Below are 21,592 nucleotides of genomic sequence, written 5' to 3' on the forward strand. Positions count from 1 at the left end.
ACAGCCTCTTCACACCCTGTAAAGGCGTATAAATACTTTAGGGTTTACTCTCTAGATTTTTGCTACCCGATTAGAGTAGAAATATTTAAGTGTATTTAGGGAGCTTAATTATGTCTTTTAATCCACTCAAACCTTTAATTCATAAAATCCAAGCATTATTGCCCATTAATATTCAATCGGAAAAACAACAAAAAGATGAGGAACAGGAATGCTTACAGTTTGGGATTTGTGGTATACAAGGCCAATCACCTAGACCCGAAGAGTTATATTTTGGATAAAAATAAATCCAGCACTATGCCACTTTAGAAATATTTTCAATAAATTCATCTAATTCTTGACATTTTCGTTCTAGATAAATGATCTTTTTGGTTTCCGTCATTTCATCAGAATAAAATTTTACCGGCAAATGAGAAAGCAGGTTATCGCCGCTCATCAATCAAGCTCCAATTAATTTTCAATCTATTAAACCTAATAATCTAAAAAAACCAATTTCTACAACTATTAAAATGTTTTTTACCTCACTTTAAAATAATCACTGATTTTCCAGAGATATAAGTTTATCAAAATGTACAAATCTTGAAAGACTAACTATTGTTTATCGTAAAGGCATAAATACTTAAGTGTTTATTCTCTAGGTATCATTCACCGCATAGGAGTAGAAATAAATTGTGAACATTCGACATCTTATGTCCTACGGAAATAGCTTTGCTCAATTGACTACAGAGGCTGCAGAAAATGCTGCCCGACTTGTTCTTAGTCAACTATCTAAAAGACTGAGTTTTGCAAAGCATCCATCAAACAACGATGAAGAAATGGAGTGCTTGCAATTTGGTATCTGTTCTTATCAAACTCAACCACAAAGAATAAATTTCTAAAAAGGCTCAAATGAAATACACTGAACTAATTTTAATATTTTCTTCATTATCATTGACTTTTTTAGGGTTCTCTTTTCTCGCTATTTAAGAAAGAATAAACCTTAAAAAATATTAGATTGCATCTTTATTTTGCTAAATAGCTTAATAGTCATTGATTATCAGAGTCCTCCAAAAGATCAGAATATTCTGGTGACTTTGCTATCGGCAACTCAGAAGCGCTATTGGTTGACCTGACTAACAAAGCAGTTAATTCTGCTGTCCTTTTATTATTAACAACATTGCTACCATGAGCTGAAACCGCTGCTCCAGCGACAAGGGCAGTGATTGGCTTCCACCACTGCAAAGATTTTAAATCGTTCTTTTCAACTTCCGCCAAGAGAAAACCTATACCAAACAAAATACCAAAGACAGCTCCTGACCATTGGCATATTTCGGCAAAAATAGATTTACTTTTTTCGGCGGCATTAATTTGGTCTTCCATTTGGTAAAAAGCGAAAACTAAAAATGTGATTTCTTAATTAATATAAAAGCACTTTTTGAATCTAATGAACATAAGTAATTAATCCAATATAAATGATGCATAAACAAAGGTTGAATCATGTCTAATAAAAAACAAGCAAAGATATTCATAAAAAAGAAAATGACAATGAGAAAAATATCAAAAGTAATTCAGCAGTTTTCATTACCACTCAGAATCTTCCAAAAGATTTGAATATTGTTCGTAATTGAAGAAAATATCTTCTTCTAAAACTTCTTCTAAAGAAACGCTTTTAAAGTAGGTGATTTTCATTTGATGCTTTTTACAATCATCTATTGATAGAAACAAAAGCGTGAGTGAGTGATATTCGGTTTACAAGGTTCGGTTTGATTTACTCATGCTTTGCCACTTTCGACCTTAGCGATAACCAAGAGATATCTTTGATGAAACTAATTTGCTTATCAACATCATTTTGATCGAATAACATTTTTATTATTAAAAGTGTGTTGTGGTAATTTTTTCTTATTAATTGATGCAAACTTATTTAAATCATTAGCAGATTCATGATCAAGATGCCCACATGAGGGGGGCTGAAATTTTTGCTCAATATGTTGAAAGTGGTTCGAATCAGACAAGCTTTAAGGTTTCGAGGTCATCAACAGAGTCCTGAATCCTGATGACGCAAGTGGATGGCGATTGTAAAAGAATTCGATCACAAACCAGTTTGGAATTATGTCAGCCTTTGTGTAAGGGGTTTGATCATGATATTGAGGTTATTCCTGTTCTTACAGATGATGAATATCTTGATGTTCATAAATAGTTGGATTAGAGACCAAAGATTTAAGTCAGAGGGTTATTTAAACAAACACTCACCAAAATTCATACTAGATGCAAAAAGTTAAAAGACATTTCTAGAAGAAGTAGTTTTTAATAGACACTAAAAGTCTTAACTCAAATGAAATACCTTATCGCTAAGTACAAAAATCAAAAGTCCGATCGAACTCATTGCAAGTAAAATCCCACCAAAAATAAGAGTATTGTTTTTTTCAGGTTGTTGTTCAACAACTTTTTGAAGATTTTTGGTATTTGTTTTTGTTGTATTCTTTTTTTTACTCATCAGCTTCAGAGTTATGTATGTGATGGACTGGAACTATATATAAACACAACTTTTCATAGCTCAAACCTTTTCTTCTAATACCAATATTATTCACCAATTAATGGTTTTAGAAAGATACACTTCACTTCCCAATAATTTTGACTTGCCCATTTTTAGACCACTAATTTAAGCTAATTCCTTTTTTGGTTTTTTGGAAGTTTTCCTTTTAAGCGTTCTAAAATTTTGAGCAATAGTGCTTCCCTTAGAATTCTGACCAATGACTGAAAATAAAAAGTTGTTCCCTTCCCCTACTTGAGATCCCAATCATCCTCCTCAACAACACCCCCAAGTAGATTGGTATACGCAGTATTCCTGCACTTGCACCACATACGGCAATACCGACAACTGCTCCTGTGTAAGTACCACCAGCCGCTCCTGCAACACCGAGGATAAGATTATCTCCTTGCCGAACTGACTACCACTGCTAAATACTATCTTTGGGGATGAAGTCGGTTGGTCTTGAGAACCCCTTCTCTGAATGAGTTATATGACAATTAGAAACCTCAACACTTGAGTCGTTATTAGATAAATTGATTGACTAACTTCACATAAGGCATTATAAACTTCTGCCTTTGTAGCGACTGTAGTCAATAATTGAACGATTAGAAAAGAAGAGATTAACAGTTTTGCCATTTATAATTTAAGACGAATTCACTATATGTTTTACTTTTTGATAGTACACAACATATTTAATTGGATCACCTAAAACTTATAAAACTATCAAAGTAATGTTTTTCCTCTCCCACTCTTCAAGAATGGTGATTAGAGTATGTCGTTTACACGTAGTGAAATTATTTACTCCTTGCTAATCTCAAATAAAGAGAAGTAGGGATCTATTTTACTAGAAAGCTCACAAAGAGATGATATCTTATAGACGTAGAAATATTATTTTTAAAATTATTCGTAGAAAGTGGTTAGATTCAATTATTGCAACACTACGGTTGTCTAACACTGCAGCCATACTGAATGAAGTGAATAACTATTTTCATGACTATTTATTTATGCCAATCAATTGATGTATCGGTTTATTTCAAAAAAAAATGAATAGACAAGTTGACCAGTTTTGAAACTCTCAAGATTTTCAAGCAAATATAGTTAAAAGTATTGAAAAAATTGGGAGAATTTCAAATTCTGCTGATAATTTTGGGAAATATTGAATTTGGTCAATACAGGGATATGCGGATGTTATCGATTCCAATAATTCCTTGCTCTATCAATAACTTTTACTAAGCAAAGATTTCAGATTTAATAATCTCATATAAATTTTGGCTGACCAATAAAAAAAAAGATGCAGATCACACCTTTAGCGCTGGCTTTCTCAGAGTGGGGGATTGGTAGGTTCCCATTGGATTTGATTATCTTCCTATCTGTGGTACTGATTTTTGCTTTGCCGGCGGGTATTAACAGAAAAAAGATTTTTGTTGAAGGTGATGCATTCACTACAAGATTAAAAAGTTAGAAAGGAAAAGATAATTTTCACTTCAAATCAGTAAGATTATCAAACTTTAGATAGAGGTCATGTAAGCAAGAAAGCCAACAGGGACAAAGAGTAAGGCAGCAATAGTAAAACGAACGAATTTCCCTGTACCTGAATCTCTTGAAAAATCACTGAAATGCTTGGCATTGTTCCAATCTTTCCAGTTTTTAGGTCTTTTAGATGAGTTCATTTTTTTGATGAATAAATTGCTTTAGAAACTACTGATTAGATAGAAAACGCTGATTCAATGGATTTAGAATAAAAACAATATTCCCAATTTTGTAATTCGGTCGAGGTAGTGCTAACCCCAGAGATATATTAGTTTATTAAGATTTTGACATTACTCAGAATGTGTATCAACTAAGTTGACCGGCTATTTATGTCTGTTTTTATTGACCATGACAAATACATTTACCACCCTTCCAGGCAGAGCATTTTTTCTTTTTGCACTTCTTTTTTTTCTTCTTATCTCCCATAAGAATTAAAATTTATTTTTTAATTTTAGTAGAAGGTAATCTGTCTTGTTGGAGTATCAAATTCAAAGTTTTTATCAATAAAATCATTTATCAACTTTATCAGTAATAAACGAAACCCTTTAATAAATAAGTTGAATTCAATTTTTATTGGTTGTAATACTGAACCAAAAAATTATCCAAAACCCAAAAAATCAGGAGGCTTTCTAGAAAAAAAGCTAATTGATTGCAAATGCCATAGAAAAGGATTGTCTAATTAAAAATCACTAGCTACTGAAACAACTACGATGTAAAGTCTTACGAGCTAAAAAGTTCAGATTGTTAAATCAAATACAATCGATTTTAATTCTTTGATACATCCTTCTATGCATTGACCTGATGATAATGACCAAAAAACTCACCCATCGGTATGCATTCACTTTATTGAAGATGAAACATGCTGAAGGTAGAAATGAATATATGGATTTAGCAAAAGAAGCTAATCTGATATGGCATCAGATAGTTAGCAAAAAAACTAAAAACACTCCACGAATTAATTGCAGAGCATAGTTAATTTAAAAATATTCTTTAATCAAGCGAAAGCAGGATTTTTCAAAACAACTGATTTTTTTACAATTTCAATCAACTGAAGAACTTGATTTTTAACAAACGACCCAAGGCCAAGGTCAATAAGGATGTACAAAACAAGTGAAATGCAAAAAACCGCATAAAAAATCAGGTGACAAATAAAAGTATTTATAAAATCATTTACCTCCTTTTCTTTATTTGCTTCCGTTTCATTCAAATTTGATGAAACGAAATCTGCAAATGAATTTACACTTGCTGATTCAACCAATCCATGTGGCATCAATTCCTGATCTTTTACTGTTGGAGCAGCAGTAGCAGTCATAACCAAAGCCTTAACTAGATCCACCCTACTTTCTTATTTATAAGTTTGGCTTATCCCTTAATTATTTCGTTTTAAATCTTGTTCAAATAAGCCATAGTTTCTAGATCTTTCTGCATCATGATCGGAACTTTTTGCACATCAAACCTGTTTTTTATTTTAGATATCTTTTTTTTCAAGAAAGCTGTAATGTGCATAAAATCATTTAAATTATTTCTATTAAATCGATAGATCAAAAAGATTCAATCCGTAATAATTACCACCAAAAAGTGGGCTAAGGCCCCCAAAAAGAATCGACTGTAACTTCTAAATTCTACTTTGTAAAAAGAGAGCTCTTCACTCCAGCTTGTTCCCACTTTTTAATTGTTGGTCTTAGGAATGACATAGGTAGGGCTGTCAATATTGCGAAAGAAACAACAAGAATTAAATCAGTAGTAAAATGATTTATTCCAAGATCTGTTCCAGCAAGCCAGAGCCAAGGAAATGCGGAAGCAAATAAAGTAGCTAGCATAAATTCTCTTAAGTTCAGCCAGAGCTTATAAGACCATTGTGTTAATTTTTTCATTGCTTAGTAAAAATTATCACTACCTTTTCTCATTGCTCGGAATGTATTTAAAGGCATAAAAAACGTACAGACTTCATTTGATCAAAAATTCTTACCTTTCAACAGTGAATAGGTACATAAAAAAGGATTTGCAATTAGAACAATCCAAAACGGTGAGGGTGTAAAAGCATCAACAATAATGACTGCATTTATTGTGTTAAAGACAGCAACTATCAATAAGCAAGCCATTAAGACCAACTCACCTAAAAGACTTTACTGGGAGTATGGAAATCTGTTATGGAACTCGCAATGATTAATAAAAAGCCAACACCTAAATCAGATGCGGCAACATTACCAGCGAAGCCTCTAACATAGAGTAATGTTTATGCTGAAACAGAAGGAGCAATCGTTTCCACTGAGAAAAGCAACATGCTTATAAGAAGTAAACCCAGTAGCAAGTGAAGAGATCCAGTGGTTTTTATTTTCTCAATCTCGGATTTGCCTATTGCCTAATTTTTTTAATCAAAGATATTGTTTCTTCCATATCCAAACAAGGTTGAATAGATATATCCATCAATTTTCTCCAAGGATGCCATAGTTTCCATATCGTATCTAAAGAATCTGCCCTAACGACGCAATGACCAGTACCATTTTGAATCATAAAAACCCATGAATGAACCTCATAGGTTTCTGGTCTATTTTCTACTCCTCCTGTTTCATACCATTTAACCAACATTTCTCCACCTGTTTCTTGATCTTCTCCATCATTAAATTCATAAGAGATCAGATAACGCTGCATAACTGAGGGTAAAAACCATTACAACTACTTTGCATAGAGTTATCAAAAAAACAATTAAATATCATCTTTCTAGAACTTTGAATTAACAATTTTTCACCTGTAAATATAAAGAAATTATTTATATATTTTCAAACAATTAGTATGAACAGCTATTAATAATAGCTTTTTTAATCAACTTGTTATTAATGGGGTTTACCCAACTTTTTACTTGCTTAAGATCAGCATTTACTGGAAATTTACTAAATAATCTATTCTCACAATCAATAGCCATTAAAAAGGAATCATTATTTATAATAGTTTGATCATCTAAATCGATCTCAGAATATTTAGCGAGAACTGAAAGAAAACCTTTGTTATTATATTTGATTGAATCAGGTTTTATAGATAGTAATTCATTATTTGTCTTAGATACTTCTAACCAACCTATCCCATCAGCAAATAGGATAAAGGGAGAGAAGAAAAAAATCAGAAAAAAGATGCAGAAGATAAGCAATCGTTGGTGTATATATTTTCGCAAGGCAATCATTATTTATAGCTATTTTTATAATTATCCCTACTTGAGTCGACCGATAAAAGGCAATAATCTATAACGTATAGTAAATATACATAAATTATCTTTTCTTAAAAACTTGAAGTCTTCAGTTTCGACTCAATTTTGAAATAGTTCAAATGAACATTAATACCAAATAAAAATTCTATTTTCTTAAAAACAAATGCTCAATAAGCAGTTTTGCTTATAGGTAATATCAAAAAACTTTATGCTTACTTATAAAACTGATTATATGAAAAGTGTTGTTCCATTTCTCTACCCAAAGAAAAAAGGACTTCATTAACTGTTTTCAACTGCTTCTCCAATTCACTTCTCTTGAATTGCAAATCCACAAATCTTCTTTGCATCTCTGCTTGAGACCTTTTTAAATAATCATCATTTTGATTAGATGTTTTTTTTGAAGCTTTGTTAGTCATAGTTACTAAATTAATTTTTAACATGAGAACATTCACTTACTCTCAAAAGCCTTCAGTGGTTCTTATTGTTAATAGTGAATATATATCTGATTAAATAGAAATAAAGACCATGAGTAAATCCGTCTTAATGCGGGAGTATTATGACCTCCGTTTTACTACCTCAGTATTTACTAGTACTAGAAGACACCAGGAATTATCTGACCCGTAATTGCATATGCACCAATACCAGAAATAATTCCAATCATGGCAGCCCAACCATTATATTTTTCAGCTTTGTCTGGATTTAAATTCGATGAGAACCATTTAGATATTGTCCCTATCATTGGTTTTTAAGTGAAATAAATAATTGTATAAATTCAGTTTAAACAGCTACATTCATGAGTCAGTAGGAGTTATTACAACTATAAAAAAATTATATATCTACATTATAAAGGTATTCCCTAATACATTATTAAAGTAGACGACTAGGAATCAGGCTTAGATTAAAAAAGTAGTTTTTGAAGAGTCATTTATAAATGATTTGCTCTTGTTATTAATTTTATTAATCGAAATCAAGGCTAAGTCATAAGAAGATAAACCAACCTCATTTTCAAAAGAATATTGATTAGCTATTTTTTTTTGCTTAGAAATAATTACTTTTGAAATATTCATTCAAATAAGCTAGACGTATATTTACTAAAAGTTACATATATTTCTTTTCAAGGGTCATAAAGACACTTTGACAAGTGTTCATCATGAGTAATTGTAATTTTATTTGCTAATCATTATTATTTACTACTTAGAATTGATGTATCAAGAAAATAGTGGTTCATCTTAAATAAATTTATCAGAACTCTCAGATGTCTTTGTTTTTTTTCTCTTTGGTTTTTGAAGCTTATAACCAAAATCAAGAAGTTGATGATAAGTCAATTTAGCTTGTAAAGCACTTAAAGATAAACGTTTTTCATCATCTTTTTGAAGATAGAAATTACCTCTATTATCATTATCTGTCTCAATGGTAATAAACTCTTTTCCTTTCTTGAGAATCCAAGGCTCTTTAAGATAATTGTCGTCACCATCATTTATTTCCCATGGAACTGGTACTGGTTTTTTCTTTAATGGCATTCTAAAAAATACATACCATAAGTTTAAGTTTACATGCAAATCTTGCGATAATCCAGTTAAGCCTATTAATGTTCAAATTTATTGTGACAATAAGAAGTATCTAGACTATAGAAGTAAAGTTTTTAACAGCAATTTATTTAGTCTTATCTAGATAGACCTTCTGATTCAAAGCAATTAATTGAGAGGCAATTGGGTTGACCCTGTTCTCATATTTTCTTGACCTATAGATTTGAAATTTGCAAATATCGTCACCACTGAGAAAACAATCATCAATAAAATCATCAAGGACTCGTGATGGCATTTACAAAAAAGATAATTAAACAATTAATGCGTCATTAGAATCACTAAACAAGTCCGTCTTAACACCTAATTTTATACTTGTGGCAAAATCTCTTCACGAGAATTGAATCAATCGTAAGGCTTTTCTAGTATGAGCAAAAGAATTTGTGATTATTTGGCTGATCAAGAATCAGCATCGGAAAAGTCTATTTCCATGGAGTGAATGAAACTATTTTCCACTGTAATGGCAATACTTAAGACATAATCATGAGTTTTAGAGAACTACATTGAAGAGAATTTAGTTGTCAAAGCTTCACGTCATATTCATCACAGTGAAGAATTTTTTAATTTCCTGGCATAAAAAGCAAAAATAATACTGATCTAAAAAAAGTGTTACCAACTCTCTTCCCAAGCTAAAGACAAGCAAACTACTCATGTACTTACCTTTGGAGTGTTCGTTAGGTGTTGAGAAATTAAAGGTATGTATCTAAATGTGATCATCTTTACGAGCGATAAAAACAAGATTCGTTTATAAAGTACAAGATTACTCAAACGATTCATGCTCTACATACAGCATTGGAAATTCAAGTCTGGTTACCACCAAAAAGGCGCAGAAAGATTTTTAGCCACGGGAGCTCCATACGCAGGAGCAGAGATGCTGGGTAGATATCACGCTCCAGGATCACTTGAAGGCTGGATTCTTGTAAAAGCAGAAGATCCAAAAGCACTTTACGAGCATGCCGCTGAATGGGCTGAATTCCTAGATTGGCAAACCACTCCAGTATTTACAGATGAAGAAGCTGGACCCATTTGCGCAAAAATCTACAGTTAAATCAAAACCTGATTAATAGCGAGGTAATTGAGATAAAAGACGACATACGTCTGTCTTTTATCTCATCTATTTAAGAGCATTCAACCTCACTCCTTTTATTGAAAAAAAGAACGTCTTAAGTAAATAATATCTCTTAAGCACCTGTATAAGTAAAGCTATTAGCTCATATTGACTTCCGTCTTCATAGATTGAGCTTTGTTTTTTATAGGTAACATAAGTATTAAGAAAACATAATGAGGTTATGAGCCGCTTCTTTGATCTAAAAATTTTATTTAATAATTTTATAAAGAGGAGAGAATCAACAGGAAGAGAAATGAAGAGGGTTTTCCAATGGAGAAGGTATCTTGAATGGAGAGGTTTAACACCTGAAGAAAAGCTTTCAGCCAAAAGATTTTTATTGATTCCAGTGTTTGCATATCTGATAATTGAGATTTTCAATCAAAACTTTTCCTTTATTGCTCTATTTCTGATTGGATATGTACTTTATAAAAAATTTGAAAAAGGAACTGTTGTCAAAAAAAAAAAAAATCGCTTTAGAAGCACTAAAAAAGCCCCTTCCGTAATCACAGACAAGAGGCTTTTAATTTAGAGTTGGAAGTTCGGACTATACAATTCCTGGGATAATCCAGCCTGTTATTCCGTAATTAATCACTGCAGCAAAGAAACCCATCATCGCGAGACGGCCATTCATTTGCTCTGCTGTTTTCCAGTAGTTTGTTTCTTTGTTCATTACACAACACCTGGAATGATTTGACCGGTTGTTAGATATGCACCGATTAGTGCCCAACATCCAACAAATGCTGCGTAGCCATTTAGTCTTTCAGCAATAACTTTGCCTTCTTCAACTCTTGGAGTTTCAGTGATTTGGTTTTTCATTAAACGACACCTGGGATAAGTTGACCAGTTGTCAGGTAGATACCTGTTAGTAGAACGAATGCCATCATGGCTGGTCTGCCGATGCTTCTTTCTAGGATTGTTTTGTTAGATGGTTGCATTGTTATGAGTAGTTATTGGTTTAGAAAATTCCAGGAATGATTTGACCTGTTGCGAAGTATGAAACCAAAAGGCTGAACATTCCGATCATTGCCCAACGGCCATTTGTCTTTTCTGCTTCCTCTGGATAGCTGGTGTAGTCCTCTACAAGCTGAGGCTGTGTTTCACGGCCAAAGATGTTTTGCTTGCCGTACTCAGTGATTACTTGAGATGGAGATGAACTTGTCATTGCTGGAATTGCGTTGATGTGAACAAATGTAAAGTATGAATTTTCTAAGTGGAAGATACGGTCGGGTACGGCTTCTTCTAATCCTTGATAGAGGTAAACCTTAAAAACTAAATACAGCAACTAATTAGAGAGATATTGATACAATGATTAGATATATTGATCATTCTGATAAGTATAAGTAGCGCGAACTGGAAGAAAACTAGGCCCAGCAAAACTCTCCTATAAAGAGGCATTAACTGTTAAGTCCTATTGCTCTGACACTATGAAAAACCTATAAGAGATTTATAAAGAAATGACTTTTTACCACTGATGTTCCTCATGGTTCCATGAAATGAATATATCTAAATTCCTATTAATTGATGCAGCATTAGTAATTGCAGTAATACCACTTCTATTTTCGATTCAAAGTCGTGCAAGAAAAACTTCCCTTTTAAGCAGTTACAATAAGGAAGATCTTTTAAGAAAGACTTCTGTCAAACTCCCAGATAAAGAAAAGCTTATTGAGCTGGAAAGACTTGCAAAGTATCAAGGTAGTGGAATTGAATTTGATTCGCTTATAGGAAATTGGAAGTTTCTCTCTGTATGGAAAAAAGACATCAACGAAGAAGAACTTATTTTCAGTTCATTGCTAAGAATCTTCTCTGCAAACATAGAGTTTAAAGAGGACATCTCAAATGAGGATTTACCCAAATTTTCTGTTATCGCATCCATCCAATTGGGACTCTTCACAATAAAATTTTCAGGCTCTGGCTATTTACAAGGAAAACAACCTTTATTAACATTCTATTTGAAACTAATTGAACTCAATTCAAATTCAAATACATTATTGAGGAGATCCCTTGAAGAGCCAGAAGAAGAGAAGAAGTCATTTTTTGCTCTGATTGCATTAGGAGAAGCTTGTGAATGGCTTTCAGCAAGAGGGCAAGGAGGTTCGGTCATAACTTGGCTTAAAGATTGAATCCAATGAGTAAAACAGATCAGATTTATATTGAAAGTCATTCAATTTTTAATACAGAAAAATTTCATAGCCACCAATCAATAGAGTTATTTTCATAAAAACTTAAAGATATAATTATCATTTAGCAGGGGTTTTCACGACAATTAATCACGGTTACCTCTCCAGTGGTTCTCAAATTATCTGATTGGAAAAATACACTTAATCTCACAAACCACGGATTCATTCTTAAGATTAAGAGTCATACTAAAAAAGCTGTTCATAACTTTATTCAACGAGCTCAAGCTTATAAACAATATCTTTGCAATTGTTTGCTTTGTCCCACTCCTTAGCAAATGGAGTATCAAGTATCTCTATAAAAGCTTCTAAGCTTGTGACGTTATAGAAGGAATGTGATTTATGGTCATTGATTTTGTTTAAGTCATAGTCAATAACGACTCCATCACCATATTCCTTAACGAACTTTTCAATCGTCTCTTGATAGTATTCAAAAGAGCAATCAAAAGTACATACAATAAAAAGTTTTTCCATTTAATTAGACCCTGCTGTAGCCAAGTTTGCTCTCAAAGATTTTTAATGGCAATCCTGTTGCTTCCATTGCGGCTTTACATTTTTCTCCAACAGTTCCATAAACCTCGACAGTGAAATTATCGCCAAGTTCTGCATGACCCTGTAAATATTCACCTACAGGTGGATTTGACAGATGAGAAAGGAAAGCCTCATCATTTTTATAAACTTCGGACCAAACAAAACAAAGAGGATTCCCGGGATCTTGATCAAAAGTATGGTGCAACATTCCTGGTTCTGAATCCTCAACGGCCTTATCAGTTTTAGCTGCAAGTAATAAATATTCTTGAACTTTATCTGGCTTAACTTGAATACGAGCAAGAAGAATAAAGGGTGTTTCGACTCCGAATGACATTAATTTTTCTGCGTTAGATCTCACCATCGCATATTTCTTTTAAAGTTGCTGTAGTAAGAGGGCAGCTTTTCAGGCTCTTCTGACATAAACATTTTAATTTTTAAGAAGACTAGATCTTCAAGTGGAGGGCGTTAAAAACAAAAAGAACAAGAACAAGCAGTTCCTGCCTAATAGATATAGCAGAGTAAAGATATCTGATATATACGATTTAGATCCCTAGATAAGACATTTTTATTACCAACGAACAGCGTTAATACTCAAATTTCTTTTTTACATAGACAAAATCTGTTTTGAGTTGCCAAGATGTTAGATAATTCCTTACGTCGACTATGGATTCTTATACAAAAGATACGCATAGGTACGCTTTTGAGCTTGTTAAAGCGGCAAGGTCAATGCCAGTCGATTTAGCCGAAAAGCTGCAACATATAAAGCAATTGAGATTTAACTATCAACTAAAGGCTTTAAGAAAAAGAATCAATAAAAGAATCACCTAAGCAAAGCTAATAGACTATTTTTATTTTTTTGCTGTGAAGGTTTTATGAAGTCCTCTCTTTAAATTGATCAGGTATAGGAAAATCTTCTCGTATTTGTTTTAAACGTTTTTTGTGAATAGTTTCGTAATCTGGATCACGGCTTTTATATGCATTGTAATTTTGCCCTTCAAAATCTTCCTCTTTAATTAATTCTTCTACTTGCTTAATAAGATCTCTATAAATATCTGCCCCTACAATCTGATCTTTTGTGAGTTCGCTCCCTTGAGAATCAGCGTATTGAATAATCCCTTTGTAAGTAAAAAGCCATTGCCTCCTTGCAAGTGGATCTAATGCGATAACTTCTTTAACTATAAAACTTGTACAAAGCTTGAGCTTTACTTCTAAATCGTTAGCTTGAATCACAAAGGAAGATGCTTATCTCTCCTTAATTGTAAATGGAAACTTTAAAATTCATTCATTCGGATTAAATGCCTGAACAGAAATGGTACTGATTTCATTATCGGTTGAGTGATATTAATACATTTTTTTCTGCATCTTCGAATTAGTCGCGAAGAAGAAAAACCCAATTGCAGCAATAAATGGAAAAAAAGATTTTATTGTTTTCATTAGTTTTTTTCAGAAGAAAAGATCTCGTTAACCTCGAGAGAATTTACTTATTCTATAAGATCAAGAGTATAAACAGTATCTTTACAATTATTTCTTTTGTCGAACTCTTTAGCTTCATCACTTTCTAATGATGCTCCAAATTTATCCATATCGGTGATATTGATTAAGGTATGAGCTTTATGATCGTTGACTTTTACAAACTCAAAGTCACTCACATAATCCTTAACCAAGCAACCAAAGAAACTCTCAGTAATTTCCTTTTCAAATTCTTCAAAAGTACAGCTAAAGGTTGAAATGATTAGGGTATTCATAAAAAAATGGTCAAAACAATAGTTAGCATTGCATTTCTTTTATAGCTTTTCTGTACGAATGTCTATCTCTTTAGGCTCTTCTGACATAACAGGAAATTAAATACCTTTATTACTAACAGCATGACAGTCGGGATTTATTTAGCCTTTCATAGCTTCTTCAATAATAGAAATCTCTCTGGTGTTTCTTCTATTAAGTCCACGCAGGTCAAATTGAAATCGAATTACTTCCAATGCAAGTTTGTTAAATCGAAAAGTGGCTTGGACATAACCATGTGAGTACTCAGATTCAAAATAGCCAAAACCTTTTAAGTCTTTTACGAGTAAATAGCTATCAAAAATTTTGCTGTACCATCTAATCAGCATACTGTTATCCATAATGTCAGCTATAGCGATACGGGATATGGTCTTAGTTCTTACAGCTAAGTAATCATTGAGGTCTTGGTAAATAGGTAATGAGAATTTCATTAACCCTTTCTAGCTGATCTTGCTCAACTCATCTTCTTAATCTAAGCAAAGTTAATTAAAAAAAAGCAAAAAAAAACCATATGAGTCAAAAACAAATCAAGAGAATTTAAACCATCAGTTGGATCTCCATCCATGCTGATCTTTATCTCATAACATATGTAATAGGTAATCTCTTTTTTAAGGCTATAAAAAATATAGGAAGCTAATTAGCTGCCACTACTCTTTAGGACTATTGATCGATGGTTTCATTTGCTAGAGCAAGAACAAGATCATTGCTATCAAGGCTATGGCCAATAACAGCAAAACCTCTCAACAATCAAAAAGTTGAGTTGCACAAGTCCAAAAATTTGATTGAGGATATTGAGGTGCAAAACAAGTGTTTCTTAGAAGCAAGCAAGAATGGTGGGATGTGGTTTTCTTAAAGTGCTTAATTGAGGACAGAATGGAGCAATATATCTGAATGATTGAGGTGGAAGAAGTAGGACATAAGATCAAGTTCTTCGAAAACAATAGAATATTTATGGGAAAATATCTTTAATAGGAAATATAAAACAAGAGATAAAACTATTTAGGTGATCCTTTAAATTAAGAAAAGCATTGAAAATTAAAATATTGAAGTCTTTAAAAAAGCAATTAAATTTTTAAAAATCCATTATTTGTTTACTTGGCTTGTTCTTCAATGTATTTTTTAAGGGTATAACCATGACAATCAAATGGATATTCTGCCCTAGTTATCTCACTTGCCTGAGTCTTGTCAGCATCATTACCTCTAAATTTTCGACAATCACATATAAAATCCATCTTTCTCCCATCTTTATAATCTTTGACTCTCTCATCTAGCCATTCTTTTGCTTCCTCTGGCATCCCATTACAAGCAATCCATGAACCCCAGAACAGTGCATCAAACATTTGTATTGATTCTGCTCTTTTATTTGGCCCTGCCAAGTCCTCACAAAAATTTCTTACTGGACAGTCTTTTCTACTGATATAAAACTTTTTAGATTGATTCTCATAACCTCTGATATATGTTTTTTTATTATTTACTGCGTCCAAAGCAGCGTTTAATTGATCTCCTCCAAATGTATTAGTTATTCTCGCTTTTTCAATTGATATCTTACCAGTCAATTCAGGTTCACTTTTAGTAGCGACATCATCTCTTCTGACATCAAATTGTCCAAGCACTTCGATTTGTTCTGTCATCTAGAGCAACTCTTCTTTCATTAGATTGAATAATTTTATTCTAATTTGTTCAAAACGATCTATGGCTTAAAAAGAAAAGTCCTTTTTATTATTAATTGATGTCTCTTACCAATCATTTCGTTTTTAGAAAGAACTTTTCCATTTCTAACTTGGTACTCTAATCCAATAAATTTATTGGTTAATTGATCCATTTTACAGACTCTTTTGGACACTCTTTTTATTTTCCATTTCCTTTGCATTTCACCATCAACTTGTTTCCAATCTTTTTTCCACATGAGGTAAGTTCCTGCTTCATGAACCCATTTATCACATTCTCTTTTAGCCTCTATTTCGTCAAAAGTATTTGAATTCAAAGGAAGAGAAAGAATCAAAAAAATTACGAGATATAATGGGCGTTTCATAAATCATTCATAATTCGAAAGTTCATGCCTAAAAGGAAATTAAGTCATGTAATCCAACTACCAGATAAGAAAAAGAAGAGTTAGCGCAACCATGTATTAACAAGATTCTCAAAATTAAGAAATTTCCTTCAAAAGGTTATATCAGATAAAGTTTATAAATTTTAGCTGACTGTTGACGCTAAATTACAACTAATAAAGCTATAAATAATTGATTTTCACACCATTACAGTTGAAGCCGCTGCACTGAAGCTTGAATAAGAGAGATAAAACAAAATGATGAAAACTCGGAACCGCCTTATCTAGACCAATGAAAAATATTAATAAAGAAATTAATGTCATTGATAGATATTGCATCCAGTGAATACCAAGGCTATCTAACCCATGGTTATTAAAATCTTTGATCTCCATTGGATTTTTTTGGAAAATCCTAACTTAAGAAAAATTATGTGGTGGCTTTAGTTAAGCGAAGCTTTAGGTAAAACTTATTTATTGGATCCTTTATTGAAAGGATTTTTACGCAAAATTCATCTAAATGCTGAATAAGCGGCTTAAAAGGGTTCATATCCATTGTCTTGCCCTATAACTAAACGATTACTGAAGAACCAACTTGGAATGCACCAGCCAAAAGAAGTAAAGCAGGTAGGTTCCAAAGCACTAGAACTTTGAGAGCAGTTTTTTTATAGGTTGCAGAAGTCATTTTGATTTAGGAGAAATAATTTCAGAGAAATACAGACCTAAATCTCTGATGGAACAAAGATAAGAAAGTACTTGGTTTGAGTGAGGTTCGGTCGGGGTAGGGCTAACCGTGGAATAAATTTTTCTTATGGATCTGAAATTCTTTAACCCTGCATCATGTAAACGAGAAATCCAGTAAAAATTGCAAGTTTTCCTGCTAAAGAATAAGGAATAAGCTTTTTAATTCTTGTTTCGGCTATTGATTTCGTAGTTGAAGTCATATGAGACCTAAGCTCCCAAAAGTGAAACCAATTCCGCAGAAGAAAGCAAATTCAGCTAAATCTCTGCATCCTGATGGGATTGAATTTAATGCAACGTTAATTCGTTGAGCCATTTGACCTTGTACTCGCAGGTGAATGTGGAAAGATACTATAAAAGTAAGAACAAATACCCAGACACGTGACAGTTCAAAGGTGGGGTTTTCGAGAATTAGTTAAACTTATGATTCAGAATGCCTTTCACTTCAACGTAGTTGTAAAAAACCAGCAAATAAATTGCTCCAAAAATAATCACCCATTGAGCAGAATCCTTTAAAAACTCTTTTCCTTTATTTTTCATTGATATATGCAAGCCTAAATGGAAATATCTTTATAAATCCGATCATGCAGCTTAAAAGTTTTATTTTTTCTGACTTATGTATAAGCATTTATAAGTCAGACAATAGATCACTTGTAAATGGTAAGTCCCCAAAGAGTTGTAAGGTGCTGTCTTCAATAAATTTCTTTAGCTAAATATTCAATATAATTTTTCAAAGTAAAACCATGAGAATCATCATTACCTTTTACAAAATCAATATCATCAATAAGGTCTAAATTATGTCCCGCCATTAGCTCCTTCACTCTGGCATTAAACCAATCCTTGAGGGGTTTCTCTATTGCATCTTTTTGATGTTGAGACCATAGATAGGTATCAAAAGCTTTTACAGCATCCTCTCTACTCCACGTTGGTAGACCAAGAAAATGATTTTTAACAGGACAATCTTTTCTATTGATATAGTGCCTTTTCGCAGTCTTAGACATTCCTCTTACATACCGTTCTTCTGCATGTGTATTTTTAACTAACAACTGACCTGCAGTATTTTCATCTTTAACTTGAACCTCCCTCCTCCGATCCTTGAGACCTAAAACTTGTATTGGATCCATAACTAGTTGGCTTTTTTAGTATCACTGAATTTCGACCTAAAATTATTGAATACATTTTTCCAGTAATTAATCACAGAATCAGGGATAGGTTTATCTAGGGGCATTTGGTAAAGAGAACTTCAAACATTATTTTTAGCCGCTTTTCATGCTCAGACAGAATTTGTTTCACTTCCTCACTATGAACAAGTTTGATTTCGCCTTAATCAAGGTTTGTGACTTGAAAAGGTTTGGAGGCAGCTGGGTCTCTAGCTCCTACAACAAATGAAAGAACTTTCGCAATCTCATCTTCTCCAACAAGAACAGTATCTCCAAGTTTAACTTTTAGAAATTTAGGCTCACTCAACTTTTTATTTTGTGCCGTTTCTGATTAATGGTTTCTTTGAAAAAAAGAACGTGACTAATAGATCAAAAAACTTTTCCTAGTAAAACGAATCAACCTCAACCAACATAGATGAGTAGGTTTGCTTGCTTAGAGACTTCAATGATTGAAATCATTCTTTTTTTAATTTCCTTGCGATCAAGACAAAGGATAGTGCCCCTGAGACAAGGACAATATCAACAAGCAAGTGATAGTTGATATCCATTCCTATTTAAGAAAAGGAAGAAATTTGCTGAAGGTTGCAGGAAATGATCCAATGATCAGAGCCAACACTCCAAGGACAACAGCCACAATCGCAGCATCTACTAAAAGATCCTTCCAGTTATATTTCATAAACGCATCATATTTCTTTTCCTGTTGAGTTTTTATGAGATTAAAGACCAGTTTTACCAGCCGAGATAGATCTTGCCTGACTGTCTAACTCACCCTCAATTCTCAAAGCAATAGTGATTTCTAAAGCAAGAACCTATGATGATCCCCCATACAATCAAGTGGGTAGTCGTTTTCAAACTGTTCAACAACTTTAGTTGAAACATTAAATTTACTAATTAAGTTAGAGATCCTTTTGTTAATCAAACGAGAAATGAAAGCCATAAAACTTTTCAAGTTGTGTTCGTTATAACCACAAGCCCAATACTTTCAAGTGGTTAATACGGAAAAGAAGTTTTATTTAGGTACCACAAAATCTGATTAAGGTTCTCCAACCACTGTTATGCAATGGTTTATTTGTTAGACGAGTGTTTAAATATGCGGGCGAGATTCGACACTCTTGCATAATTTACTTTTTCTCTCTCTGACAGTTTTACTTACAGGATGCATCACTTCTGGAGGTGGAGCTCGAGGAAACTATCCAGCAGGTTGGAATCCATCTTTTCCTTTTCAGCCAAGAACTTTAACTTGTGATGGTGCTTCTGGCCAATATGCTGAATTCTATTGCGATACAGGTGAACATCCCAACATGTGTGATTGCTAGGGAATTATCTATGACTTAATTAATTGATAGCCTTTCACGAGATTATATAGCCCCCATCCAAAAGCTCCAAGTACAAGGCCATAAAAAACAAAAGGAACTATTGGATTTTTATACAAAAAAGACCTAACTTTTTTTTGAATATTTTCTTTATCAAGTACGGGCAACTTTAACTCAACTGGTTTTTCTCTTGGGGGGAGTCCCAATTCTTTTCTTCTTTTAGCTTCTCCCATAAAAAAAGAGGACGTAATCCTCTAAAGATAAATCGGAGTTGGTCTTTGGCTTATAAAGATTTAGACGGTTTAATAAAAAAAATCATTCATTAAGCATGACTGAAAAAGTTGACCCAAAAGAATATGAGGCCGCATGGGAATCTGTTTTAGATTGCGTGGATGGGATGAAAGAAGAGTTCAGTTGGTCAAAAGATGTAATTGCCAAGATGCTTAGAGAACTTGCTGAAAAAGTAGAAAGCGAAGAGGTCTAAAAAAGACTACAATAATCTCATCAAGTTAACGATTTAGCTCTGCTAGCAACTGCTAGCTCAGGTCTAAGAAGTAAAAGACCTCCCCTAAAAAGGAGGTTTTTTTTGCAGATACTGCTCTGGTTACTGATATGAATTGACAAGCTCTTTGATTTTCGCAAAATGAAACCTATTTCTCCCATATCCAAATTTATTGGTATTAGTTGATTCGTATAGTTTTTTTAGAGCCACCAGTCTTATTAACTAGCAAATTTGATACATGCAAAATACATTATGTGAATACCCTCTAAGTAAAACAAATAATTAATTCTAGAAAGGGATAATTAAATTTATTCTGAGAAAATGGGACAGGAGCTTAATCATCAAGAGATAGCGAGAAATTTAGCAAAGGCTATGGCAGACAAAGCAAATGAGAAGGAACTTAGAAGGTTGTACGAAGAGACAATGTTTCAGCAGTTCATCTCAATGGGAAAAAGTGAATTATCTGAGCTTTTATGGCATGGATAATCAAACACACACACTTAGGTTTTAGAATTTCAATAAAAAATCTTGTATTCACAAATCATGCAATATCTTTTTGGTCTTACTCTTTCAGAAATGGAAATAAGTCCTATATTACTCGCCATAATAATTTCCTTTAGCATTTTATTTATCGTTGCCTTTGGTCTTAGCTCAAAGAATATGGATAGTGATGGAATTATGAATTGGATGATGAAAAAACCTGAAGACTGGATAGGGAATAAAAAGTCATAACGCATCCTTCAAACTATCTTGTTCAATTTCCTTTAACTTTAGGTTGATGTCTTTCAATCTGTTTACAGCCATAGAAATATATTCTTCTGCACCGTATCTACCTTCAAAGGTTTTAGTTTCTCCTTGCAGAAAATCCTTGTACATTTTTATATCCCTCTGCCATTGATTTCGGGCTTCAATTAAAGATTTATATTGACTACTCATTCTAGCTATTCATAAATTAGTTTGATTGACTTTAGAAATAACAAGACATGAAATAAATGAAATTATGTTTGCTTTATCTTTTTAAACATTTGGATAACGTTTACTCATGCTTGCAATCAACAAAACCACTGCTGCAAAATTAATCGTTTTGTGGAATCTTCCTGAACTAGTTTTCTTGGCTTGTGCTTATGAAGTTGGTAAGAACATACTTATTTAATCAACAAGGACATCATCTGATAAAAGTTTAGAGAATTAGTCCGAGTGGATTAGCACAATGCATTTTACTGTTTATTAATGGGATTCAGGAAAAGGGGAGATTGTCGTTATATGATTCCTGACTTTCTTATCGTTCATGTTGAGTTACTTGCTTATATGAATACTATGTCTTTTAAAAACACAGACGGGAACAATAGAGCTTAACCTTGAAATGTTCCTTTAAAAACAACGGCTACGAAGAACACCGATAAGAATAGAGATGTTTAT

40 protein-coding genes are annotated in these 21,592 nt (G+C 32.9%); 13 read left to right on the forward strand and 27 right to left on the reverse strand.

Annotation, left to right across the window (positions count from 1 at the left end; genetic code table 11):
• Nucleotides 1-110: 110 nt before the first annotated feature.
• The gene (locus O5637_RS03025) at nt 111-278 is read left to right on the forward strand and encodes a hypothetical protein (RefSeq protein ID WP_269606006.1); all 168 of its coding nucleotides are present in this window, start codon (nt 111-113) and stop codon (nt 276-278) included.
• A 14-nt stretch (nt 279-292) separates the two neighbouring features.
• On the opposite strand, the gene O5637_RS03030 is transcribed toward O5637_RS03025, so the two are convergent.
• Nucleotides 293-433 carry a hypothetical protein gene (locus O5637_RS03030; RefSeq protein ID WP_269606008.1) on the reverse strand — a complete coding sequence of 47 codons (141 nt, stop codon included), beginning with the start codon at nt 431-433 and terminating at the stop codon, nt 293-295.
• Between the two features lie 253 nt (nt 434-686).
• Here O5637_RS03030 and O5637_RS03035 point away from each other — a divergent pair, with 253 nt between their 5' ends.
• Nucleotides 687-875, forward strand: coding sequence for a hypothetical protein (locus O5637_RS03035; protein WP_269606010.1), 189 nt, complete (start codon nt 687-689; stop codon nt 873-875).
• Nucleotides 876-1,023: 148 nt separating this feature from the next.
• Here O5637_RS03035 and O5637_RS03040 read toward each other — a convergent pair whose 3' ends face one another.
• Complete coding sequence (locus tag O5637_RS03040) at nt 1,024-1,356, reverse strand: hypothetical protein (protein ID WP_269606011.1); 333 nt, start codon at nt 1,354-1,356, stop codon at nt 1,024-1,026.
• 673 nt (nt 1,357-2,029) lie between these two features.
• On the opposite strand from O5637_RS03040, the gene O5637_RS03045 reads away from it, so the two are divergent.
• The gene (locus O5637_RS03045; protein WP_269606013.1) at nt 2,030-2,173 is read left to right on the forward strand and encodes a hypothetical protein; all 144 of its coding nucleotides are present in this window, start codon (nt 2,030-2,032) and stop codon (nt 2,171-2,173) included.
• 126 nt (nt 2,174-2,299) lie between these two features.
• On the opposite strand, the gene O5637_RS03050 is transcribed toward O5637_RS03045, so the two are convergent.
• Nucleotides 2,300-2,470: a hypothetical protein gene (locus O5637_RS03050; RefSeq protein ID WP_269606014.1), complete on the reverse strand. Its 171-nt coding sequence runs from the start codon at nt 2,468-2,470 to the stop codon at nt 2,300-2,302.
• Between the two features lie 1,327 nt (nt 2,471-3,797).
• Between O5637_RS03050 and O5637_RS03055 the strand changes: the two genes are divergently transcribed.
• Complete coding sequence (locus tag O5637_RS03055; RefSeq protein WP_269606016.1) at nt 3,798-3,968, forward strand: hypothetical protein; 171 nt, start codon at nt 3,798-3,800, stop codon at nt 3,966-3,968.
• Between the two features lie 46 nt (nt 3,969-4,014).
• Here the strand turns inward: O5637_RS03055 and O5637_RS03060 are convergent, their stop codons facing one another.
• The 8 genes from O5637_RS03060 to O5637_RS03095 form a co-directional block, all read right to left on the reverse strand.
• Nucleotides 4,015-4,176, reverse strand: a complete 162-nt coding sequence (locus O5637_RS03060; RefSeq protein WP_269606018.1) for a hypothetical protein — start codon at nt 4,174-4,176, stop codon at nt 4,015-4,017.
• An 854-nt stretch (nt 4,177-5,030) separates the two neighbouring features.
• On the reverse strand, nt 5,031-5,372 hold the full coding sequence (locus tag O5637_RS03065; protein ID WP_269606020.1) for a hypothetical protein: 342 nt from the start codon (nt 5,370-5,372) through the stop codon (nt 5,031-5,033).
• Nucleotides 5,373-5,658: 286 nt separating this feature from the next.
• Nucleotides 5,659-5,910: a hypothetical protein gene (locus O5637_RS03070; RefSeq protein ID WP_269606022.1), complete on the reverse strand. Its 252-nt coding sequence runs from the start codon at nt 5,908-5,910 to the stop codon at nt 5,659-5,661.
• 481 nt (nt 5,911-6,391) lie between these two features.
• Nucleotides 6,392-6,688, reverse strand: coding sequence for a DUF3303 domain-containing protein (locus O5637_RS03075; protein ID WP_269606024.1), 297 nt, complete (start codon nt 6,686-6,688; stop codon nt 6,392-6,394).
• A 136-nt stretch (nt 6,689-6,824) separates the two neighbouring features.
• Nucleotides 6,825-7,214, reverse strand: coding sequence for a hypothetical protein (locus tag O5637_RS03080; protein WP_269606026.1), 390 nt, complete (start codon nt 7,212-7,214; stop codon nt 6,825-6,827).
• Between the two features lie 236 nt (nt 7,215-7,450).
• On the reverse strand, nt 7,451-7,678 hold the full coding sequence (locus O5637_RS03085) for a hypothetical protein (RefSeq protein ID WP_269606028.1): 228 nt from the start codon (nt 7,676-7,678) through the stop codon (nt 7,451-7,453).
• Between the two features lie 152 nt (nt 7,679-7,830).
• Nucleotides 7,831-7,977 (reverse strand): hypothetical protein, encoded by a 147-nt coding sequence (locus tag O5637_RS03090; RefSeq protein ID WP_269606994.1) that lies wholly within the window; start codon nt 7,975-7,977, stop codon nt 7,831-7,833.
• Nucleotides 7,978-8,467: 490 nt separating this feature from the next.
• Entirely contained in the window at nt 8,468-8,758 is a 291-nt protein-coding gene (locus O5637_RS03095) for a cytochrome oxidase (RefSeq protein WP_269606029.1), read from the reverse strand.
• Nucleotides 8,759-9,596: 838 nt separating this feature from the next.
• Between O5637_RS03095 and O5637_RS03100 the strand changes: the two genes are divergently transcribed.
• Both O5637_RS03100 and O5637_RS03105 read left to right on the forward strand, forming a co-directional pair.
• Complete coding sequence (locus O5637_RS03100) at nt 9,597-9,869, forward strand: DUF3303 domain-containing protein (protein WP_269606030.1); 273 nt, start codon at nt 9,597-9,599, stop codon at nt 9,867-9,869.
• Nucleotides 9,870-10,110: 241 nt separating this feature from the next.
• Nucleotides 10,111-10,458, forward strand: a complete 348-nt coding sequence (locus tag O5637_RS03105; protein WP_269606031.1) for a hypothetical protein — start codon at nt 10,111-10,113, stop codon at nt 10,456-10,458.
• 15 nt (nt 10,459-10,473) lie between these two features.
• On the opposite strand, the gene O5637_RS03110 is transcribed toward O5637_RS03105, so the two are convergent.
• From O5637_RS03110 to O5637_RS03125, 4 genes are read right to left on the reverse strand one after another with little or no spacing between them, the layout of a single operon-like run.
• Nucleotides 10,474-10,659, reverse strand: a complete 186-nt coding sequence (locus O5637_RS03110) for a chlorophyll a/b-binding protein (RefSeq protein ID WP_332299753.1) — start codon at nt 10,657-10,659, stop codon at nt 10,474-10,476.
• Nucleotides 10,599-10,745, reverse strand: a complete 147-nt coding sequence (locus tag O5637_RS03115) for a high light inducible protein (RefSeq protein ID WP_269605758.1) — start codon at nt 10,743-10,745, stop codon at nt 10,599-10,601. Before O5637_RS03115 ends, O5637_RS03110 begins: the two co-directional genes overlap by 61 nt.
• Entirely contained in the window at nt 10,745-10,864 is a 120-nt protein-coding gene (locus tag O5637_RS03120) for a high light inducible protein (protein WP_011294968.1), read from the reverse strand. The genes O5637_RS03115 and O5637_RS03120 overlap by 1 nt, the downstream gene beginning before the upstream one ends.
• A gap of 20 nt (nt 10,865-10,884) precedes the next feature.
• Nucleotides 10,885-11,091, reverse strand: coding sequence for a high light inducible protein (locus O5637_RS03125; protein ID WP_269605917.1), 207 nt, complete (start codon nt 11,089-11,091; stop codon nt 10,885-10,887).
• A gap of 331 nt (nt 11,092-11,422) precedes the next feature.
• On the opposite strand from O5637_RS03125, the gene O5637_RS03130 reads away from it, so the two are divergent.
• Nucleotides 11,423-12,049 (forward strand): hypothetical protein, encoded by a 627-nt coding sequence (locus O5637_RS03130; protein ID WP_269606032.1) that lies wholly within the window; start codon nt 11,423-11,425, stop codon nt 12,047-12,049.
• 264 nt (nt 12,050-12,313) lie between these two features.
• Here the strand turns inward: O5637_RS03130 and O5637_RS03135 are convergent, their stop codons facing one another.
• Together O5637_RS03135 and O5637_RS03140 are read right to left on the reverse strand one after the other, a co-directional pair.
• Nucleotides 12,314-12,577 (reverse strand): hypothetical protein, encoded by a 264-nt coding sequence (locus O5637_RS03135; RefSeq protein WP_269606033.1) that lies wholly within the window; start codon nt 12,575-12,577, stop codon nt 12,314-12,316.
• A gap of 4 nt (nt 12,578-12,581) precedes the next feature.
• Complete coding sequence (locus O5637_RS03140) at nt 12,582-12,968, reverse strand: putative quinol monooxygenase (RefSeq protein WP_269606889.1); 387 nt, start codon at nt 12,966-12,968, stop codon at nt 12,582-12,584.
• A gap of 329 nt (nt 12,969-13,297) precedes the next feature.
• Between O5637_RS03140 and O5637_RS03145 the strand changes: the two genes are divergently transcribed.
• On the forward strand, nt 13,298-13,462 hold the full coding sequence (locus O5637_RS03145; RefSeq protein WP_269606035.1) for a hypothetical protein: 165 nt from the start codon (nt 13,298-13,300) through the stop codon (nt 13,460-13,462).
• A gap of 42 nt (nt 13,463-13,504) precedes the next feature.
• On the opposite strand, the gene O5637_RS03150 is transcribed toward O5637_RS03145, so the two are convergent.
• The 3 genes from O5637_RS03150 to O5637_RS03160 form a co-directional block, all read right to left on the reverse strand.
• Nucleotides 13,505-13,864: a hypothetical protein gene (locus O5637_RS03150; protein WP_269606037.1), complete on the reverse strand. Its 360-nt coding sequence runs from the start codon at nt 13,862-13,864 to the stop codon at nt 13,505-13,507.
• A 251-nt stretch (nt 13,865-14,115) separates the two neighbouring features.
• On the reverse strand, nt 14,116-14,379 hold the full coding sequence (locus tag O5637_RS03155) for a hypothetical protein (protein WP_269606039.1): 264 nt from the start codon (nt 14,377-14,379) through the stop codon (nt 14,116-14,118).
• Nucleotides 14,380-14,517: 138 nt separating this feature from the next.
• Nucleotides 14,518-14,844, reverse strand: a complete 327-nt coding sequence (locus tag O5637_RS03160; RefSeq protein ID WP_269606041.1) for a hypothetical protein — start codon at nt 14,842-14,844, stop codon at nt 14,518-14,520.
• 239 nt (nt 14,845-15,083) lie between these two features.
• Here O5637_RS03160 and O5637_RS03165 point away from each other — a divergent pair, with 239 nt between their 5' ends.
• Nucleotides 15,084-15,266 (forward strand): hypothetical protein, encoded by a 183-nt coding sequence (locus O5637_RS03165; RefSeq protein ID WP_269606043.1) that lies wholly within the window; start codon nt 15,084-15,086, stop codon nt 15,264-15,266.
• 238 nt (nt 15,267-15,504) lie between these two features.
• Here the strand turns inward: O5637_RS03165 and O5637_RS03170 are convergent, their stop codons facing one another.
• From O5637_RS03170 to O5637_RS03190, 5 genes are all read right to left on the reverse strand, one after another.
• Nucleotides 15,505-16,044 (reverse strand): hypothetical protein, encoded by a 540-nt coding sequence (locus O5637_RS03170; protein ID WP_269606045.1) that lies wholly within the window; start codon nt 16,042-16,044, stop codon nt 15,505-15,507.
• Between the two features lie 59 nt (nt 16,045-16,103).
• A complete protein-coding gene (locus O5637_RS03175) occupies nt 16,104-16,445 on the reverse strand; it encodes a hypothetical protein (protein WP_269606047.1) in 342 nt (113 codons plus the stop codon).
• Between the two features lie 1,445 nt (nt 16,446-17,890).
• Nucleotides 17,891-18,322, reverse strand: a complete 432-nt coding sequence (locus O5637_RS03180) for a hypothetical protein (protein ID WP_269606048.1) — start codon at nt 18,320-18,322, stop codon at nt 17,891-17,893.
• Nucleotides 18,323-18,521: 199 nt separating this feature from the next.
• On the reverse strand, nt 18,522-18,665 hold the full coding sequence (locus O5637_RS03185; RefSeq protein ID WP_269606049.1) for a DUF3104 domain-containing protein: 144 nt from the start codon (nt 18,663-18,665) through the stop codon (nt 18,522-18,524).
• A gap of 243 nt (nt 18,666-18,908) precedes the next feature.
• Nucleotides 18,909-19,034, reverse strand: a complete 126-nt coding sequence (locus O5637_RS03190; RefSeq protein WP_257473561.1) for a hypothetical protein — start codon at nt 19,032-19,034, stop codon at nt 18,909-18,911.
• Between the two features lie 436 nt (nt 19,035-19,470).
• Between O5637_RS03190 and O5637_RS03195 the strand changes: the two genes are divergently transcribed.
• Nucleotides 19,471-19,674, forward strand: coding sequence for a hypothetical protein (locus O5637_RS03195; protein WP_269606050.1), 204 nt, complete (start codon nt 19,471-19,473; stop codon nt 19,672-19,674).
• A gap of 8 nt (nt 19,675-19,682) precedes the next feature.
• Here the strand turns inward: O5637_RS03195 and O5637_RS03200 are convergent, their stop codons facing one another.
• Nucleotides 19,683-19,904, reverse strand: coding sequence for a DUF2839 domain-containing protein (locus O5637_RS03200; RefSeq protein ID WP_011823953.1), 222 nt, complete (start codon nt 19,902-19,904; stop codon nt 19,683-19,685).
• Nucleotides 19,905-19,999: 95 nt separating this feature from the next.
• On the opposite strand from O5637_RS03200, the gene O5637_RS03205 reads away from it, so the two are divergent.
• The 3 genes from O5637_RS03205 to O5637_RS03215 all read left to right on the forward strand — a co-directional run bounded on the left by O5637_RS03205 (nt 20,000) and on the right by O5637_RS03215 (nt 20,905).
• Nucleotides 20,000-20,155, forward strand: a complete 156-nt coding sequence (locus O5637_RS03205) for a hypothetical protein (protein ID WP_269606053.1) — start codon at nt 20,000-20,002, stop codon at nt 20,153-20,155.
• 339 nt (nt 20,156-20,494) lie between these two features.
• Entirely contained in the window at nt 20,495-20,659 is a 165-nt protein-coding gene (locus O5637_RS03210; RefSeq protein ID WP_269606055.1) for a hypothetical protein, read from the forward strand.
• A gap of 57 nt (nt 20,660-20,716) precedes the next feature.
• Nucleotides 20,717-20,905, forward strand: a complete 189-nt coding sequence (locus O5637_RS03215) for a hypothetical protein (protein WP_269606057.1) — start codon at nt 20,717-20,719, stop codon at nt 20,903-20,905.
• On the opposite strand, the gene O5637_RS03220 is transcribed toward O5637_RS03215, so the two are convergent.
• On the reverse strand, nt 20,900-21,109 hold the full coding sequence (locus O5637_RS03220) for a hypothetical protein (protein ID WP_269606058.1): 210 nt from the start codon (nt 21,107-21,109) through the stop codon (nt 20,900-20,902). The two genes, O5637_RS03215 and O5637_RS03220, sit on opposite strands and share 6 nt — an antisense overlap.
• Nucleotides 21,110-21,592: the final 483 nt, after the last annotated feature.

The sequence above is a fragment of the Prochlorococcus marinus str. MIT 0917 genome (genome assembly GCF_027359575.1).
GTDB lineage: Bacteria > Cyanobacteriota > Cyanobacteriia > PCC-6307 > Cyanobiaceae > Prochlorococcus_B > Prochlorococcus_B marinus_D.